The sequence below is a fragment of the Candidatus Eisenbacteria bacterium genome (assembly GCA_005893275.1).
Taxonomy (GTDB): domain Bacteria; phylum Eisenbacteria; class RBG-16-71-46; order SZUA-252; family SZUA-252; genus WS-7.
Genome location: VBOW01000039.1, coordinates 22,552 through 40,366, shown reverse-complemented (window position 1 = coordinate 40,366; position 17,815 = coordinate 22,552). Strand labels below are relative to the sequence as shown.

17 protein-coding genes are annotated in these 17,815 nt (G+C 66.4%); all 17 read left to right on the top strand.

All coding sequences use genetic code 11. The features are described from left to right. Positions 1-521 precede the first annotated feature (521 nt). Genes kdsB through E6K76_08515 form a run of 17 tightly spaced genes read left to right on the top strand, consistent with a single transcriptional unit; the run spans position 522 to position 17,782 of the window. The gene (gene kdsB, locus E6K76_08595) at positions 522-1,238 is read left to right on the top strand and encodes a 3-deoxy-manno-octulosonate cytidylyltransferase (protein ID TMQ58221.1); all 717 of its coding nucleotides are present in this window, start codon (positions 522-524) and stop codon (positions 1,236-1,238) included. Then, positions 1,235-2,890 carry a CTP synthase gene (locus tag E6K76_08590; protein TMQ58220.1) on the top strand — a complete coding sequence of 552 codons (1,656 nt, stop codon included), beginning with the start codon at positions 1,235-1,237 and terminating at the stop codon, positions 2,888-2,890. The genes kdsB and E6K76_08590 overlap by 4 nt, the downstream gene beginning before the upstream one ends. 12 nt (positions 2,891-2,902) lie before the next feature. Beyond that, entirely contained in the window at positions 2,903-3,751 is an 849-nt protein-coding gene (locus E6K76_08585) for a 3-deoxy-8-phosphooctulonate synthase (protein TMQ58219.1), read from the top strand. A gap of 32 nt (positions 3,752-3,783) precedes the next feature. Then, complete coding sequence (locus tag E6K76_08580) at positions 3,784-4,776, top strand: KpsF/GutQ family sugar-phosphate isomerase (protein ID TMQ58223.1); 993 nt, start codon at positions 3,784-3,786, stop codon at positions 4,774-4,776. A gap of 3 nt (positions 4,777-4,779) precedes the next feature. Then, positions 4,780-5,376 (top strand): LPS export ABC transporter periplasmic protein LptC, encoded by a 597-nt coding sequence (lptC, locus tag E6K76_08575; protein ID TMQ58218.1) that lies wholly within the window; start codon positions 4,780-4,782, stop codon positions 5,374-5,376. Further along, complete coding sequence (gene lptB, locus E6K76_08570; protein TMQ58217.1) at positions 5,373-6,098, top strand: LPS export ABC transporter ATP-binding protein; 726 nt, start codon at positions 5,373-5,375, stop codon at positions 6,096-6,098. Before lptC ends, lptB begins: the two co-directional genes overlap by 4 nt. Before the next feature lie 12 nt (positions 6,099-6,110). Beyond that, on the top strand, positions 6,111-7,562 hold the full coding sequence (rpoN, locus tag E6K76_08565; GenBank protein TMQ58216.1) for an RNA polymerase factor sigma-54: 1,452 nt from the start codon (positions 6,111-6,113) through the stop codon (positions 7,560-7,562). Positions 7,563-7,580: 18 nt separating this feature from the next. Beyond that, the gene (gene raiA, locus E6K76_08560; GenBank protein TMQ58215.1) at positions 7,581-8,117 is read left to right on the top strand and encodes a ribosome-associated translation inhibitor RaiA; all 537 of its coding nucleotides are present in this window, start codon (positions 7,581-7,583) and stop codon (positions 8,115-8,117) included. Continuing rightward, complete coding sequence (gene hprK / locus E6K76_08555; protein ID TMQ58214.1) at positions 8,104-9,087, top strand: HPr(Ser) kinase/phosphatase; 984 nt, start codon at positions 8,104-8,106, stop codon at positions 9,085-9,087. Before raiA ends, hprK begins: the two co-directional genes overlap by 14 nt. A gap of 6 nt (positions 9,088-9,093) precedes the next feature. Continuing rightward, on the top strand, positions 9,094-9,498 hold the full coding sequence (locus tag E6K76_08550; GenBank protein ID TMQ58213.1) for a hypothetical protein: 405 nt from the start codon (positions 9,094-9,096) through the stop codon (positions 9,496-9,498). Position 9,499: 1 nt separating this feature from the next. Further along, the gene (locus tag E6K76_08545) at positions 9,500-9,985 is read left to right on the top strand and encodes a PTS sugar transporter subunit IIB (protein TMQ58212.1); all 486 of its coding nucleotides are present in this window, start codon (positions 9,500-9,502) and stop codon (positions 9,983-9,985) included. Next, complete coding sequence (locus tag E6K76_08540; GenBank protein TMQ58211.1) at positions 9,982-12,108, top strand: DUF1926 domain-containing protein; 2,127 nt, start codon at positions 9,982-9,984, stop codon at positions 12,106-12,108. The genes E6K76_08545 and E6K76_08540 overlap by 4 nt, the downstream gene beginning before the upstream one ends. Before the next feature lie 3 nt (positions 12,109-12,111). After that, positions 12,112-13,686, top strand: coding sequence for a PTS mannose/fructose/sorbose transporter family subunit IID (locus E6K76_08535; GenBank protein TMQ58210.1), 1,575 nt, complete (start codon positions 12,112-12,114; stop codon positions 13,684-13,686). A gap of 16 nt (positions 13,687-13,702) precedes the next feature. Further along, positions 13,703-13,969: an HPr family phosphocarrier protein gene (locus tag E6K76_08530; GenBank protein ID TMQ58209.1), complete on the top strand. Its 267-nt coding sequence runs from the start codon at positions 13,703-13,705 to the stop codon at positions 13,967-13,969. Beyond that, positions 13,966-15,714 (top strand): phosphoenolpyruvate--protein phosphotransferase, encoded by a 1,749-nt coding sequence (ptsP, locus tag E6K76_08525; protein TMQ58208.1) that lies wholly within the window; start codon positions 13,966-13,968, stop codon positions 15,712-15,714. The genes E6K76_08530 and ptsP overlap by 4 nt, the downstream gene beginning before the upstream one ends. Continuing rightward, the gene (locus tag E6K76_08520; protein TMQ58207.1) at positions 15,624-16,805 is read left to right on the top strand and encodes a bifunctional phosphoglucose/phosphomannose isomerase; all 1,182 of its coding nucleotides are present in this window, start codon (positions 15,624-15,626) and stop codon (positions 16,803-16,805) included. Before ptsP ends, E6K76_08520 begins: the two co-directional genes overlap by 91 nt. Then, complete coding sequence (locus E6K76_08515; GenBank protein ID TMQ58206.1) at positions 16,610-17,782, top strand: nucleotidyl transferase; 1,173 nt, start codon at positions 16,610-16,612, stop codon at positions 17,780-17,782. Before E6K76_08520 ends, E6K76_08515 begins: the two co-directional genes overlap by 196 nt. Positions 17,783-17,815: the final 33 nt, after the last annotated feature.

The following is a 17,815-nucleotide window of genomic DNA, read 5'->3' as shown; positions in this document are numbered from 1 at the left end:
CTCCTGGGGTTGGCTCTACACGACGGGCGACGCGGGATGGACCCACCGAGGGGGGAATTATCCGAATGAATACATCTATTCGGCGGAGGTGGGCGGGACGCTGCCCGGTAGGCTCTCGTGGCGGAGCGTGCTTCGAGGAGTGCGGTCGACAGAGAGGGAAAGCGACCAGAATCGTGGGGCGCGCTTCGACCCGGAGCGCGCCAGCTCTCGATACGCAACCGTGGACGGCGTGCTGGGGATCCCGATTTTCCCAGGGCTCCTGATGGAGACCGGCATCTCGCACGTCCTGGAGGGCCAAAACGCCCTCGCGGGCAATTCCCTTGAAATCGGATTCGCGTGGAGCGGGGCCGTGGGGCGGTCTCCATGATCGGTCCCGCGAGCCTGGATCTCCATGTTCCGTGACTGACACGAGTTATACGCCCCCTTGACCGCCGGCGCGGTGGTTGCTAGCATGACTCGTGCACCGTTCGTCCTCCCCTTCAACAGCGCGAGAAGCCCAGGCCCTCAAGCCCCAGAGGGCGGTGGGGATCATCCCCGCCCGGCTTCAGTCCACTCGTCTCCCTGAGAAGCCCTTACAAGACCTAGACGGTTCCCCCCTCATCGTGCGCGTTCTCGAGAGGGTCCGTGAAGCCACCGCGTTCCGCGCCATCCTCGTGGCGACCGACAGCCCGAGGATCGCGGACGCCGTCCGCGCCGCGGGGGGGGAAGCGGTCCTCACGGGCGCGGGGCTTTCATCGGGGCTCGATCGCGTGGCCGAGGCGGCGCGCGATCTCGAGGATGAGATCGTCGTGAATATCCAAGGGGACGAGCCGTTCGTGAGCCCCGCGGGGCTCGATCGCCTCGTCGCCTTGTTCCGAAATCCACACGTTCGCATGGGCACGCTCGCCGCGCCCTTTCCCGCCGACGAGGACCCCGGCGATCCCAATCGGGTCAAAGTGGTGCTCGACCGCCAGGGTCGCGCGCTTTATTTCTCGCGATCGCCGATACCCCACGGGGCGCACGCGTCGCCCCTCCTCCACGTCGGGGTATACGCGTATCGGCGTGACACGCTGCTGGAGCTGACGCGTCTCGGGCCCTGCCCGCTCGAACGCGCGGAGCGGCTCGAGCAGCTTCGGGCCCTGTGGCACGGCATCCCGATTCACGTGGCTGTGGGTGAGTACGGATCCCTCGGAATCGACACTCTGGAGGATCTGGAGCGCGCGCGGCGTCACTTCCGGGCTGGGAGGGAAACGACATGACCAAGTTCGTGTTCGTGACAGGCGGGGTCGTTTCCTCGCTCGGCAAGGGGATCGCGGCGTCCTCCATCGGGTCGCTGCTGAAGAGCCGGGGCTTCGTGGTGACGATCCAGAAGTTCGATCCCTACCTGAACGTGGACCCCGGGACGATGAGCCCCTATCAGCACGGAGAAGTGTTCGTGACCGACGACGGCGCGGAGACCGATCTGGACGTCGGACACTACGAGCGCTTTCTCGGCGTCTCGATGCACCGGGAGAACAACGTGACCGCGGGGCAGATCTACGACTCGATCATCCAGAAGGAGCGCCGCGGCGATTACCTGGGCCGCACGGTCCAGGTGATCCCCCACGTCACCGATGAGATCAAGTCGCGGATGCTGGGCATCACGCGTCAGGGGCAGGTCGACGTCGCGATCGTGGAGATCGGCGGCACGGTGGGAGACATCGAGAGTCTTCCGTTCCTCGAGGCGATCCGGCAGCTGAGGCTCGAGCTCCGGCGGGAGAACACGCTCTTCGTCCATGTCACGCTCGTTCCCCACCTGGGCGCGGCGCGCGAGATCAAGACGAAGCCCACCCAGCATTCGGTGAAGGAGCTGCGCGCGATCGGTATTCAGCCCGACATTCTTCTCTGCCGCTGCGAGGTCCCGCTTCCGAACGACGTGAAGGAAAAGATCGCGCTCTTCTGCAACGTTCCCAAGGAGGCGGTCATCGAGGCGATCGATGTGCCCTCGATCTACGATATCCCGCTCATGTTCCACCGCGGTGGGCTGGACGACTTGATCGTCGAGTACATGCACCTGGAGGGACGTCCCGCGGACCTCCAGGTGTGGCAGACCTACTCGGAGCGCGTCCGATCGGCCAAGGAACAGGTTACGGTCGCGGTGGTCGGGAAGTACACGCACCTCCGAGACGCGTACAAGAGCATCAACGAGGCGATCCTGCACGGGGCGGCCGCGAACGGGGTCTCGGTCCGGATCGACTGGGTCGACTCCGAGCGCGTCGAGATGGACGGCCCGGTCGCCTTGCTGGGCCAGGCACACGGAATCTTGATCCCGGGCGGCTTCGGAGACCGCGGAACCGAGGGGATGATCCAGGCCGCGCGGTACGCGAGGGAGCGCAAGACGCCCTTTTTCGGAATTTGTCTCGGCATGCAGTGCGCGGTCATCGAGTTCGCGCGCGACGTCGCGGGGTTGGACGGCGCCGACTCTTCCGAGTTCCGCTCCGATACCCCGCACCCGGTCATCGATCTCCTGGAATCGCAGCAGGGCGTTTCGAAGAAGGGGGGCACCATGCGGCTCGGCGCCTACGATTGCGAGGTCGTTCCCGGGAGCCACGCCTCGGAGGAATACGCGAATCCGCATGTCGCCGAGCGGCACAGGCACCGCTACGAGTTCAACAATCGCTATCGGGCGAAGCTCGAGGAGCGCGGGCTCAAGGTCACCGGCGTCTACACGGACATGGATCTCGTCGAGATCGTCGAGCTGCCCGATCATCCCTGGTTCGTGGGGGTCCAATTCCATCCGGAGCTCCGCTCGCGTCCGGACAACCCGCATCCTCTTTTCCGCGGATTCGTTCGCGCGGCGATCGAGGAACGCCGTCGGCGGGAGGGCGCCCAGGCCGCGAGCCCGAGTCCGACGGGCGCGCCCATCCAGTAGGAGAGCCTCATCGTGCCGGAAGCGTGGAAAGCGTTCGACGTCGGAAGCGTTCGATTCGAGCCGGGCCGCTTCGCGCTCATCGCGGGGCCCTGCGCCCTGGAAGACCCCGGCATGGCGGAGGAAGTGGCTCGTGAGGTCAAGCGAATCTCCTCGGCGCTCAGGCTTCCCTTCGTGTTCAAGGCTTCCTATGCGAAGGCGAACCGTTCCACCCGAGAGAGCTACCGCGGTCCGGGCGCTCAGGAGGGCCTTCGAGAGCTGGCGCGGATACGCGACGCGGCCGGGGTTCCCGTAACGAGCGACGTCCACGACATTTCGGAAGTCGCCGCCGCGGCCCAGGTCCTAGACTTGATCCAGGTCCCGGCGTTCCTGTGTCGTCAGACCGCGCTCATTGAAGCCGTGGCTCGGAGCGGCAAGCCGGTGCATCTCAAGAAGGGGCAGTTCCTCGACCCCGGATCGATGGCCCGGGCGGTGGACAAGGCCCGCGCGGCGGGAGCGGAAGGGGTGATCCTGACCGAACGGGGAACCATGTTCGGGTACGGCGATCTGGTCGTGGACTTCCGCGGGATCGAAATCATGAGGCGGTGCGCCTGTCCGGTCTTCTTCGACGCAACCCATTCTGTCCAGAGGCCGGGAGGCGTCGAGACCGGGGGGCAGCGCGAGTTCATCCCGGTGCTGGGGCGGGCGGCCGTGGCGGCGGGAGTGGACGGCATCTTCATCGAGACCCATCCCGACCCGCCCCGAGCCAAGTCCGACCGGGAAAGCCAGTGGCCGCTCGCCGAGCTTCCCGGTTTGCTTCGATCCTGGATCAAGATTCGCCAATCACTTGCCGATGAGAGACTTGTGGGGGCCAGACCGGCGTGAATCCGAAGAGCACGGGCGATCTATTGCCGCTCATGCAGGCGAATGCGACATGCATCTCCGCGTGGGCTCGCGAGATTCTCGAAGCCGAAGGGGAAGCGATCCTCGGCCTCAAGGATCGTGTCGGCAAGGACTTCGAGCGAGCCGTTCAGCTCTTGCTCGAGGTACAGGGTTACGTCCTCACCTCGGGTGTCGGCAAGTCCGGCCTCGTCGCGAAAAAAATCGCGGCAACCCTCACCAGCACCGGCACCCCGGCGAATTTCGTCCATCCGGTGGACGCCATCCACGGGGATTTGGGAATCGTCTCGACCCGGGACGCGGCCATCCTCCTCTCGAAGAGCGGAGAGACCCCGGAGCTTCTCGGACTCTTGCCCGCGTTCCGCCGCCGCGGGGTGCCGATCGTCACGATCACATGCAATCCCAACTCCGCGCTCGCGCGCGGGTCGGACTGCGTTTTGGACTTGGGCAGGTTGCGGGAGGCGTGCCCCGAGGACCTTGTGCCCACCACGACGACCACGGCCGCGCTCGCCATGGGGGACGCGCTCGCGATCGTGCTCCTGCGCATGAAGGGTTTTTCCCGGGAGGATTTCGTCTTCCTCCATCCGGGGGGCGTGCTCGGTCAGACCGCCCTGCTTCGCGTCTCGGACCTGATGCACCGAGGGGACGCATTGCCGAGGGTGGGGAGCGGAGCGACGCTCCACGAGGCCCTGCTGGAAATCCTGAAAAAGCGCCTCGGCATGACGACGGTCGTGGACGACGAGGGTCTTCTGAGGGGCGTTCTCACCGACGGGGATCTCAAGCGAATCTTGCTCCAGGGATCCGCGAGCTTGGAGCAGCCGGTCTCCCGAGTCATGTCGACGATGCCGCACACGATCGGGGAGGACGCGCTCATCGCGCAGGCGGTGCGCCGCATGGAGGAGAACGAAGGGGGCGCGATCACCTCGCTCGTGATCGTGGACGGACGGGGAGAGCCCCAGGGCGTCCTTCACCTGCACGACTGCCTCGGGGCGGGCGCCCGGGTCCGGTGAAGAATGCGGTCCCCGTTTGCCGGGTTTCGAGGGGGCGTGATACGATGGAGCACCTCGCAAGCTCTGGCCGTGGTTGCCGTGGCCGCGATCGCGGGCTGTCAGTCGCGGACCGCCCCGACTCCGAGCGGCGCGGCCCTCCGGTTTCCGGATCAGGAGGCGCGCGATTTCACGCTCACGGAAACTTCGGAAGGCAAGAAGAACTGGACCCTCTGGGCATCGTACGCGGCCATGTACAACGATCGAAATCTCGTGGATGCCCGCACCATTCGGATCGAGTTCTTCGACACGAATGGGACCCGATACTCGACCCTCGTCGCCGACCAAGGCCTCGTGGATCAGCGCACGAACAACCTGGAAGCCGTGGGGAAGGTGCGAATCGTCACCGAAACCGGCGTTAGGATGGACACCGACTCGCTGCGGTGGATCAACAGCACCCAGAAGATCGTCTCGGACTCCTTCGTCCGCGTGACGCGCAAGCAGGACGTCGTCACGGGATACGGCTTTGAGAGCGATCCGAACCTGGACCACTTCCACCTCAAGCGAGAGGTCCGGGCGGAAGTTCGCGACGAGGGGGATGGCGGAGAGCCGATCTCGCGATGACCGGCCTGGAGGGGCGGAATCTGGAGCGGTTCTACGGCCACTGGAAAGTCGTCGACCGGGTTTCGATCGGAGTGCAACGCGGCGAGGTGGTCGGTCTCCTGGGCCCGAACGGCGCGGGGAAGACAACGACCTTCTATCTCATCGTGGGGCTCTTGCGGGTCGACGGGGGGCAGATTCTGGTCGACGGCAAGGACATCACGCGGATGCCGATGCACGAGCGGGCCCGCGCCGGGATCGGTTATCTGGCCCAGGAGCCTTCGATCTTTCGAAAACTGACCGTCCGCGAGAACATCCTGGGCATTTTGGAAACGCTGCCGATGAGTAGGAGGGAGAGGACGGAGCGGCTCGGGCATCTCTTGGAGGAACTGAACATCGCGCACTTGGCGGATCGAAGGGGGTACAACCTTTCGGGTGGAGAACGGCGGCGCGTCGAAATCACGCGGGCGCTCGTGACGCATCCCAAGTTCCTGTTGCTGGACGAGCCCTTTGTCGGAATCGACCCGATCGCGGTCGCCGAAATCCAGGACATCGTCGGGAGGCTGAAGCAGCGGGGTCTGGGGATTCTGATCACCGACCACAACGTCCGCGAAACTTTGAGCACGACCGACCGGGCGTACATCATGTTCGAGGGGAAGATCCTCCTGGAAGGAACGAGCCAGGAGCTGGCGGAGGATCCGATCGCCCGCCAGATCTATCTGGGCGAGCGGTTCCGGCTGGATTGAGGGCATAAAGCCATGGAAATGAAACACAGCCTGAGCATGCAGCAGAAGCCGACGCTGATCATGACGCAGCGTTTGCAGCACGCGCTCAAGCTGCTCCAGATGCCCACCCTCGAGCTCCAGCAGGCGCTCAAGATGGAATTGGAGCGCAATCCCCTCCTCGAAGAGGTGGACGAGGTGGAAGAGGTCGAGGAGATCGAAGAGGTCAAGAAGGAGGTCGGGCAGGAGGAGGCCGAGCAGCCGCCGGAGACCGAGGCGAAGGCGGAACAGGAAATCGACTGGGGGGAGCTGTGGCCCGACCAGTTCGAGACGGTGTCGGCCCCGCGCACGAACGACGGCGACGCCGAGTTCTACGAGCGCGTCCCGGTCACCGTGAAAACCCTCGGGGATCATCTCCTGGAGCAGCTGCGCCTGAGCAATCTGGATCCGCCGGCCATGGAGATCGGAGAATTCCTGATCGGTTCCATCGATGAGAACGGGTACCTGCAGACCACGGTCGAGGAGGTCGGCGAGACCTTCCAGGTGAGTCCCGAGCGCGTCGAGGAAGTGCTCGCCGTGATCCAGACGTTCGAGCCGGCGGGGATCGGCGCCCGGAACCTCCAGGAGTGCCTCTGGATCCAAATCGTCCAGAAGAAAATGGAGACGACCCTTGCCGGCCGGATCGTTCAGGAGCAATTCGATAACCTCCTCGCCAAGCGATTCTCGGAGATCGCGCGGAATCTCAAGTGCACGGTCGAGGATGTCCAGGCGGCGAGCGACACGATCGGCACTCTGGATCCCCGGCCGGCCCAGGAGATCGCGGCCGAGGAAACGCGCTACGTGGTTCCGGACCTGATCGTGGAACGGGTCGGCGAGGATTTCGTTGTCGCGCTCAACGATCGGAACGTGCCCCGGCTCAGGATCAGCCACGCCTACCAGCAAATGCTGCGGAACAGGAATTCCGTCGAGGACACGACCCGCAGGTACATCACCGAAAAGCTCAACTCGGCCAAGTGGCTCATCCAGACGATCGAGCAGCGGCGAAAGACGATGATCAAGGTGATGCGCCGGATCGTGGAGGAGCAGCGGGAGTTCTTCGAGAGGGGCGTGGAAGGCTTGAGGCCGCTCACGCTGCAGCAGATCGCGAACCAGATCGGCATGCACGAATCGACCGTGAGCCGCGTCACGACGAACAAGTACGTTCAGACTCCGCGAGGTGTTTTCGAGCTGAAATATTTCTTCTCGAGCGGGCTCCAGACTGAAGACGGAGACGATGTTTCAGCCAAGGTAGCGAAGGGGAAGATCTCACAGCTGATCCAAGGAGAGGACAAGCGCGAGCCGCTCAGCGATCAGCGCATCGCGGAGCTCTTGCACGAACAAGGTCTCAAGATCGCGCGGAGGACGGTGGCCAAGTACCGGGAGGCCTTGCGCATATTGCCGGCACGGGCCCGCCGACGTTACGCGTCGCGGATCGAGAATCGAACATGACCCATCCAGGGGGTACCAATGCAGATCACGATCAAGGGGCGGCACTGGACGGTGACTCCCGACTACCGCGAGTACGCGGAGCGGAGAATCGAGAAGTTGCAGCGATACTTCTCGCACCTGATCAGCGCGCAGCTGACCGTGACCGAGGAGGGCTACCGCCACATGGCGGAGCTTCGCATATTCGGAAACGGTGTGGACTTGGCCGGGCGCGCCCAGGATCCGGATCCTCGCGTGGCGCTCGACGCGGTGCTAGAGAAGCAGGAGCGAGCGTTGAAGCGTCGCAAGGAACGGTTGAAGGACAGGAAGAAACGCGGGGAGAGCCTCCGCCGCCAGGGAATCCCCGTGCTCGCTCCGGAAGCGACACGCCGGGAGCAGGGCGGGGTCGAGATCGTCCGGTCTCGACCCAAGCAGCGGACCCTGACCGTGGACCAGGCCGTGCGGATGCTTCTCAAGAGCCGCCTGGCCGTGTTGGCCTTTTCCGAGCCGGACGGGGGCGGCATTCGGATCGTCTATCGCCTGGAGGACGGGCAAGTAGGACTGCTTGAGCTCGATTAGCACCGCCCAAATCACGATCGAACAGCTCTACGAGCAGCAGCGCGAGACCCTCTCGCTCGAGGTCCTCACCCAGGGGCTCGAGTCCCGCGTTCCGATCACGATCAGCGACATCAATCGTCCGGGCATGGCCCTCATGGGCTACTCGGAGAATTTCCTCTTCGAACGGATCCAGATCATGGGCCGGACCGAGATCGCCTACCTCGGAACCCTGAGCCCGAAAGGGCGCGCGGAGGCGCTGGACCGCCTCTTTCAGTTTGCGATGCCGGGCATCATCGTGACGAAGGGGCTCCAGCTTCCGGAGGGTCTGCTCGAGCGCGCGAACCGGCACAAGGTGCCCCTCCTTCGAACGCCGCAGGACACCACGCCCTTCATCCACCAGCTCACCGCCTACCTCGACTGGGTCTTCGCGCCTTCGGTTAGCGTGCACGCTTCGCTGGTGGACGTCTACGGGGTCGGGCTCCTGTTCACCGGGAGAAGCGGGATCGGCAAGAGCGAGACCGCGCTCGATCTGGTGGAGCGCGGACACCGGCTCGTCGCCGACGACGTGGTCCGGATCACGCGCCGGCACGGCGATATCCTGATCGGAGCCTGCAACGAGGTCCTGAAGCACACGATGGAGATCCGCGGTCTTGGGGTGATCGATGTTCAGGCGATCTTCGGCATCCGCGCGATACGCGGGCAGAAACGCGTCGAAGTCGAAGTGCACCTGACGGAGTGGGACAGCAAGGCGGACTACGAGCGCCTCGGCCTCGACGACATGCATGCCAAGTACCTCGACACCGAGATTCCCCTCGTGACCGTCCCGATTCTTCCCGGCAAGAACATCACGGTCATCGCCGAGGTGATCTCGCTCAACCATCTCGTCAAAGTGTACGGATACCACCCGGCCCGCGCGCTGAACGAACGCCTGATCGAGAGCATGCGCGCCAAGCTTCTCTCCAATCCGTTGGTCCGAGATGACACCGAGTGATCGAACATGAACCCGGCCCAGGTGCCGCGTCGGCCCTTCGCGCTCCTCGTGACGCACGCCGCGCTCGGCTCGGAGCTCCTCCGCACGGTCGAAGGGATTCTCGGCGCCCAGTCCGACGTCCAGGTCCTGAGCAATGACGGCTACTCGAGCGACGCCCTGAGCCGCGCGATCGAAGAGCGAGTGCGGGACGTTCCGGGAGACCGCCCGGTCGTGCTTTTCACCGACCTGGCCGCGGGTAGCTGCGGTATCGCCTCGCGCCGCGCCCAGCACGGTGAAAGGCTCGTGAGAAAGGTTACCGGGGTCAACCTCCCCATGCTTCTCGAGTTCTTCCACTACCGCGACACGCTTCCCTTGGACGAGCTTCTGCCGCGCCTGGAAGCCAAGGGGAAAGCCGGCATCACCGTACTCTAGCGTGCCGCTTCTGCTCGCGCGGATTGACGACCGGCTCATCCACGGGCAGGTCGTCCACGGCTGGGGCGGACCACTTCGGCCGACGTGGATCGGCATCGTCTCTGATTCGCTCCGCGCGGATCCCGGTCGCGCGGGCCTCTACCTTTTCGCCGCGCCGGAGGGCGCGCGCGCCGTGGCACTCTCGATTTCCGAGGCGCTCCTTCCTTCGACGCTCGCGACCACCGAGGCGGAGCGGGCGTTCTTGCTGTTTCCCGGACCCGAGGAGCCGCTTCGGCTCAAAGAGGGCGGGTTCCCGCTCCATGAGGTGAACGTGGGTGGGCTCCATCACGCGGAGGGGAAGGTCCAAGTGCTCCCCTACGTGTATCTGAGTCCCACGGAGCGCGAAATGCTCCTTGCCCTGGAGCGGCTGGGGGTCCGGCTTACGGCGCAGGATCTTCCGACCAACCCCGCGCGAAGGCTCGCGCCTTTGCTCGGCGGGGGGGCGTGATGCCGCTCGACGGGGCGCCGGTGCGGCTGGCCTTCGCGCTCCACAACCACCAACCGGTCGGAAATTTCGATTCGGTCTTCGCCGAGGCGGTCGAGCGCGCGTACCGGCCCTTTCTCGACGCGCTCGCGCGCCATCCCGGCGTGCGCCTCTCCATGCATTGGTCGGGGCCGCTCTTCGAGTGGCTCGAGAAGCACGAGCCTTCGATTCTTGACGCGCTCGGGACGCTCTGCAGCCGCGGCCAGGTGGAGCTTCTTTCGGGGGGATACTACGAGCCGATCCTCGCCGTGATTCCCCCGTGGGACCAGCAGGGGCAGATCGAGAGGATGAACGGCTACTTGAAGGCGCGATTCGGCGTGACCGCGCGCGGAGCCTGGATCGCGGAGCGGGTCTGGGAGCCCGACCTGCCCGACGCGCTCTCGCGCGCGGGGATCGAATACACGCTGGTCGACGATCATCACTTTCTTCTCGCCGGGGCGGATTCGGGCACCCTCCGCGAGCCGTATTGGGTCGAGTCCACGATGGGCCGCGTCGGTGTGTTCCCGATCGAGCGCGAGCTCCGCTACCGGATCCCGTTTCAGCCCGTCCCCGAGCTTCTCGATTTTCTGCGTGGCACGTCGCGCGCGGCCGCCGGAGTCCGCGTCTTCGGGGACGATGGGGAGAAGTTCGGCATCTGGCCCCGCACGCACGACTGGGTCTACCGCGACGGCTGGCTCGAGTCCTGGCTCGGGGCCCTGGAAGAGCGCCGCGCGGTCGAGGCGATGCCGCTCGGCGACGTCTGGGACGCGGGGCTCCCGGCGCGGAGCATCGCGCTTCCGGCCGCGAGCTACCCCGAAATGATGCTCTGGGCGCTCCCGGCCGGCGAGCAGGTCCGGATCGAATCGGAGCAGCGTTGGCTCGAGGCGCAGGGCAAGGCCGATCTCGCGAGACGGATCGCGACCGGGAACTGGCGCGAGTTCTTCGCGCGGTATCCGGAATCGCGGCGCCTGCACCGGCGCGTGACGGAGCTGAGCGCGAAAATCGAGCACGCGAGCCGCTCTTGCCTCGGCCGGACCCAGTACGAAGAGGCGAGGCGCGAGGTGCATCGCGCGCAGTGCAACTGCTCCTACTGGCACGGGGTCTTCGGCGGATTCTACCTGCCGCACCTGCGGGCAGCGGTGCGGGGCCACATGCTCCGCGCCGACGCGCTCGCCGATGAGCTTCAGGGACCGTCGAGCGGATGGATCGTCGAGCGCGGCGAGGAGGAGCACCGGCTCAAGTCACCCCGGGTCGCGGTGGGGGTGGCGGTGAACGCCTCGGGGGCGATCGTGGAGCTTGCCGAGCGCCGGCGCCCGCACGACTTCGCGTGTGTGATCGCCCGCAGGCGTGAAGCCTATCACGCCCGCGTCGAAGAAGCCGCGCGGCGCGCGGGCGCGCAAGGAGAGGGGAGCGCGACTGCTCACAAACCCGAGACGATCCACGGATCGATCCAGCTCAAGGAGCCCGGGCTCGAGCGGCTCTTGCAGTACGACGAGCGCCCGAGGTACGCCTCGCAGGAGTGGCTGCTCCCCGCGCCCGAGGTCGCCGCGTCGGGGAGCCTCCGCGCTTTGATTGGTCTCGGCCCCGTGGGGCTCACGTTCGCGCCGGCGGGCGCGGGCGAACCCATGGCCCACGCGGACCCGCTCATCGCTCTCGCGTCCATGGGCGATCCGCGCGGCACGATCGAGAAACAGATCGCCCCGGGTCGCGACGAGGCCGAGTTCGAGGTCCGATTCGCCGGCGTCCCGGGCGACGCCTGGCTCGTGAGCGAATGGAACCTGAGCATCCTGACCGGGGCCGCGCCGGGACGCCGCCTTTCTCTCGAGGGGAAGGCGCCCGTGGCGTGCTCCCCGGGCTCGACCGGAGAAGCGGACTCGGTCACCTCGATGAGGCTCGAGGACTCCGAGTACCTCCGTGTGGCGTTGACGCTCCAGTTCGAGCCGGCCGCGCGTGTGGAGTGGTCCCCCGTCGAAACCGTCTCGCTCTCTGAATCGGGCGCCGAGCGCGTCTACCAGGGGACGGCGTTCCTGGTCGGATTCCGTTCCGGAGCCAAGACCGGGCCGATTCGAATCAGGGCCCGGGTGGAGGAGGTAGGCGCTGCTCCCTGAGCTATGGCGTGTCGCCCTTCTTGGGGGCATCCTCGCCACCGACCGCTCGGCGGGCTGGAATCTCATGATCGGCCAGCCGCTCGTCGGCGCCTGTCTCGCCGGAGCCCTGTGGAACCCCGGAACACAATGGGAGCTCTGGGCGCTTCGAATCCCGCTCGGCGTCGGCGTCCTGCTTCAGCTTCTCCTCACGGACCCCTCGCTGCCCGCGGCGCAGCGCCCGCGCGATGCCGCGACGGCGGGGGTGATCGGCGTCTCGGTCGCGCTTTTCTGCATGGAGCGGCTCACCCCCTCGGTCTCGGTGTCGACCGGCGGAATCCTCTGGGTTCTGGTCGGTACGATCGCGGGTCTTGTCGCCTCCGTGGTTGGGGGATGGATGGAGGCGCCTCTCCGCGCGAGGAACCGGGCGCGCGCCGCGCGCGCCGACGAGCTGGCTCGGGAAGGAAGGCTTCGCGCGTTCGAGGCGCTCTACTGGGGGGGCGTGCTCCGGGTCTTCTTGCGGGGCGCGAGCTGGTCCGCGGCGGGAACGGTGGCGGGTATCGCCGCGGCATCGCTCATCCTGCCCCGGCTCGCCGACACCGTCACCGGCCCGAGGGCGGGGCTCGTCTTTGCCGTGCTCCTCGGCGCCGCGTTCGCGTCCGGCTTCCATACCCATGTGCGCGCGGCGCGGCACGGACTGCGCTGGGCGGCGGCCGGCGCGCTCGCGGTGCTCCTCCTGCTCCTCCGGGTCCGGGGCGCAGCGCCATGATCGAGACCCCTCCCGCGGGGACCGCCTCCCCGCTTCGCGGCTTGGACCTGGCGAAGGTCACGTCGCGATCGTTCTACCTCCAGGCTCTCTTCTCGCCCGAGCGTCAACAGGGTCTCGGCTTCGGGTTCGCGCTCCTTCCGGTTCTTCGACGTCTCCACTCGGGAGCCGGGGAGCAGGGTAAGGCCCTCGCCCGGCATTTGGGTTTCTTCGGCACGCACCCGGTCCTGGCGGGCTACGTGCTCGGGGTCGTCGCGCGCCTCGAAGAGCGCCGGGCGCGGGGAGCGCCCATCGAGGAGACGCAGATCGAGGACGTGAAGCGCGCGCTCGCAAGCCCCCTGGCTGCGCTCGGGGACCCCCTGTTCTGGGTGACCCTGAGGCCGTTTGCGGGGCTGGTCGGCATCCTGGGTATGGGGCTCCTTCCGCTCGCGGACCCGCTGGGGCCGGACCTCCGCGTCCTGGTCTGCCCCCTTCTCGCGCTTTTGACGTACAATGCCGTCGCGCTGAGATTTCGCTTCGCCGGCGTGCCACGAGGGTACGCGCTGGCGGACGAACCGGGGAAGCTCCTCCACTCGCTCAAGCTCGCGATGCTCACGCATATTTTCGAGCGGGCCAGCGCGTTCGGATTCGGATTGCTGGTGGTTCTCACGCTCTCGGTCCTCACGAAGAGCGCGGATCCAGCCGGCCAAGGGCTCGCGCACATCACACTCGTTCTGGCGCCCTTCGTCCTGGGGTTTCTGGGGACGGCTCTCGGACTCAAGCGATGGCCGGGACGGAGCGTCGAGATCGCGCTCGCGGCGGCTCTTTTGGCCCTGGCTCTTTCGACCCGCGTCTAGAGGACCGAGACACGAGATGGTGGAGCAGACGGTCACGATTCAAAACCGCCTCGGGCTTCACGCGCGGGCGTGCTCCGTGTTCGTGAAGGAAGCCGCGAAATTCGCCTCACACATCTTTGTCATCCGCGACGGGCTCGAGGTGAACGGCAAGAGCATTCTGGGGGTCATGATGCTCGCCGCCGAGATGGGCGCGCAGCTCACCCTCCGCGCCGACGGGAAAGACGAGCGGGAGGCGCTGGAATCCCTGGTGCGCGTGGTGAACAACAAATTCGGTGAGGAATGACGACCCTTCAAGGAATCGCCGCGTCGCCGGGGATCGGGATCGGCCCGGTCCACATCGTCGATCCCGAGGAGGCCGAGGTCCAGGACGGCGATCTTCGCGTCCAGGATCCAGCCGCCGAGCAGGAGCGCTTTCGCAAGGCGATCCGCGAGAGTCTGGTGGAGGTTCGGGAGCTGCGGGAGAAAATCGCGCTCGAAACCGGCGAAGAGCACGCTCGGATCCTGGACGCCCAGATCGAGATTCTGGAAGATCCTGACGCAACCGCTCAGACCCTTGCCGTGATCGAGCGGGAGCGAAAGCCGGCCTCCTTTGCGTACCGGAGAATTCTGACCGCCGTGGCCGCGCGCCTGGACGAGGCGGACGGGGAGTACTACCGCGGCCGTGCGATCGACGTTCGCGACGTCCGTCGGCGCGTCCTCGCCCATTTGGGCGGCGTCCGAGCCCGTTCGCTGAGCGATCTCACCGAGCCGTCGCTCATCGTCGCGAACGATCTCCCGCCCAGCGAGATGGCGCTCCTTCAGCGGAACATGGCGCTCGGGTTCGCCACCGACCTCGGCGGACGCACCTCCCATACCGCGATCATGGCTCGCGCGCGCGGGATTCCCGCGGTAGTCGGGCTCAAGAGCGCGACCGAGTCGGCGCGCAGGGGCGCGATCGCCATCGTGGACGGCACGCGCGGGATCGCGATCTTCAATCCGGATCCCGAGACGCTCGCCGATCACGAGCGCAAGCGCGAGCACTATCGCGAGCTCGCCACGAAGCTGACCCAGCTCAAGGACCAACGCTGCGTGACGGCAGACGGCCGCGCCATCGGGCTCGGCGCGAATCTCGAGGTCCCCGAGGAGCTCCCTGGGATCCTCGAGAACGGAGCCGACGGCATCGGGCTTTATCGGACGGAGTTCTTCTATCTCGCGCGAAAGCAGTTGCCGACCGAGGACGCTCAGTTCAACGCCTACCGCTCGATCGTCGAGGCGATGGACCCGAAGCCGGTCATCATCCGCACGCTCGACGTGGGGGGAGACAAGTTCGCCTCCTACCTTGGAACGCCGATCGAGAAAAATCCCTTCCTCGGGATGCGCGGGCTGCGGTTTTCCCTCCGCCGCGAAGAGATCTTCCGTACCCAGCTCCGCGCGATCTACCGCGCCAGCGCTTACGGGAACTTGCGGATCATGTTTCCGATGGTGATCGGTCTCGAGGATCTGAGGCGGGCGCGGGAAATCGTGGAACGCGTGAAGCTCCAGCTTCGCAAGGAGGGCGTCGCGATGGCGCAGAACGTGCCCCTCGGGATCATGGTGGAGACACCGGCGTCCGTGTTCTGTATCGACCGGCTTTCCCAAGAGGCGGATTTCGTGAGCATCGGGACGAACGATCTGATTCAGTACACCCTCGCCGTGGATCGCGGCAATGAGGCGATTTCCGAGATTTATGAGCCGCTCCATCCCGCGGTGCTCCGCGCGATCAAAAGCGTCGTGGAGGCGGGTCACCGCGCGGGAATCCCTGTGGGGATCTGCGGGGAGATGGCGGGGGAGCCGCTGTACGCGGTGGTTCTTGTGGGCCTCGGTCTCGAGGAGTTCAGTGTGAGCCCCTACCTCGTTCCGGAGATCAAGACGATCATCCGCGGTTCCACGTACGACGAGGCGCGCGGGCTCGCGGAGCGGTGTATGAGCCTGTGCACGCCGAGCGACGTGCGCACGGTGGTGACGGAGTTCATGAGCCGGCAGTACCCGGGAATCTTCCTGCCCGCATGACCCGCGCTCGCGAGAGCCGGCCGCTTCCTCCGCGCCCTCTCGATTCGAAAGCCCGGGTGGAACGATTCGACCCAGGCGGAATGGCCGGCAAGATCGAAGGGTTCCCGGCCCAGCTTCGCGCGGGAGGGATCATCTCGGCGGAGGCGGTGCGCCGCATCGAGCCGCGCCGGCCGCGCAGCCTCGTCGTGCTGGGAATGGGAGGATCTGCGATCGCAGGCGATCTCCTCCGCGTCCTCGCCGATCGCGAGGGGGCGGTACCCGTCCACGTCGTGCGGCACTACGAGCCCCCGTCCTGGATCACGCCGGAGGATTTCCTCGTGTTTTCGTCCTATTCCGGCGAGACGGAGGAAACGCTGACCGCCTTTCGCGCGCTCACCCAGCTCCGCACGCGCGCCCTGGTGCTTGCGTCGGGCGGCACCCTCGTGCAGCGGGCGCAGGGGGAGGGCGTTCCCGTCGCTCTCCTGCCCGCCGGGTTCCCGCCGCGCGCGGCGCTCGGTTATTCCTTCTCGGCGCTCGCCCACGTGGCCCACCACCTGGGGGCGCTCCCGGACGCGGGGGCGCGCCTCGAGCGGGCGGCCAGGGCTTTGGATAAGGCCGCTACCGCCTGCTCGCCCGATGTGATACAATCGCGTAACCCGGCCAAGCAACTCGCGATACGGTTGAGGGGCCGCCCGATCGTGCTGGTGGCCGACAAACGTACGGCCGAGCCTGTCGCGCTGCGCTGGAAGGGGCAATTCAACGAGAACTCGAAGCACCTCGCCTGGGTGTCCGTACTTCCCGAGATGAATCACAACGAGGTGGATGGCTTCGTGAACCCGGGTGCGATCGTCGGCCGGATCGCCGCGGTCCTGCTTCGCGATCCGAGCGACCACCCGAGGATCGTGCGGCGCTTCGAATGGCTCGCCACCTATCTGCGTCAGCGCAAGGTCCAAGTCGAAACCGTGGTACTGGAGGGAGACGATCCGATGCTTCGGCTTCTCTGGGGCGTGTCACGCGGGGATTTCGTGAGCTTCTACCTCGCGCTGCTGAACGGCGTCGATCCAAGCACGCTTCCCGGCGTCAACGCCCTCAAACGAGCCCTCGCGAAGTGAAACCGGTCGCCATCGTCCCGGTCGCGGGCAGCGGCTCGCGGCTCAGGCCGCTCACCCACACCACGCCGAAATCGCTTCTGATGGTGGCGGGGAAGCCTATTCTGGCCCACATCCTGGATCAGTTGAAGCCGGCGGGGCTGGAGCGCGTGATCTTGGTGATCGCCCCGGGTCCCCAGGGTGAGCGCATCCGCCGCTACGCGGCCTCTCGGCAAGATTTCCGGATCGAGTGCGTTCTGCAGGAGGAGCCGCTCGGGCTGGGGCACGCGGTCGTGCAAGCGAAGCTGGCGGCCGGCCGGGCCCCGCTTCTCATTATCCTTGGCGACACGATCGTGCAGGCGGTGATCGGAGACCTGGTCCGGAACGGCTCCCAGGTCGGCGTGCACGAGGTGAGCGATCCGAGCCGGTTCGGAGTGGCGACCGTCCGAGGGGGAAAGATCGTAGAGCTCGTGGAGAAGCCGGAGCGCCCCGTTTCGAGCCTGGCGCTCGTGGGCCTGTATTACATTTCCAACGGGCCGCTCCTTTTTGAATCTCTGGAGACCCTCGTCCGTGAGCGGCGGCTGACGCGGGGCGAGCTGCAGCTCACCGACGCGCTCCAGCTGCTCCTGCAGCGCGGAGAGGAACTCCGCCCCTTTCCGGTGTCGGGCTGGTATGATTGCGGCAAAGTGGAGACCCTTCTCGAGACCAACCGGGCTCTGCTGGAGCAGCTCGCGACGCCCGTGAGCCGTGAGGGGGTGGTGGTGATCCCCCCCGTGGCCTTGGATCCCACCGCGGACGTCACGGCGGCCGTCATCGGTCCGCACGTTTCGATCGGCCCTCGGGCCCATGTGCGCCAGGCGGTGGTACGAAACTCGATCGTGAACGAAGGGGCGATCGTCGAAGACATTGTGCTGGATGCTTCGGTGGTGGGGGAGAACGCGGTGGTGCGCGGCGCGTACCAGCGCCTAAACGTGGGTTCATCCGAGGTGGAATCTTCATGACCGTTCCCCTGGTGCAAGCCAAACCGGAAACGA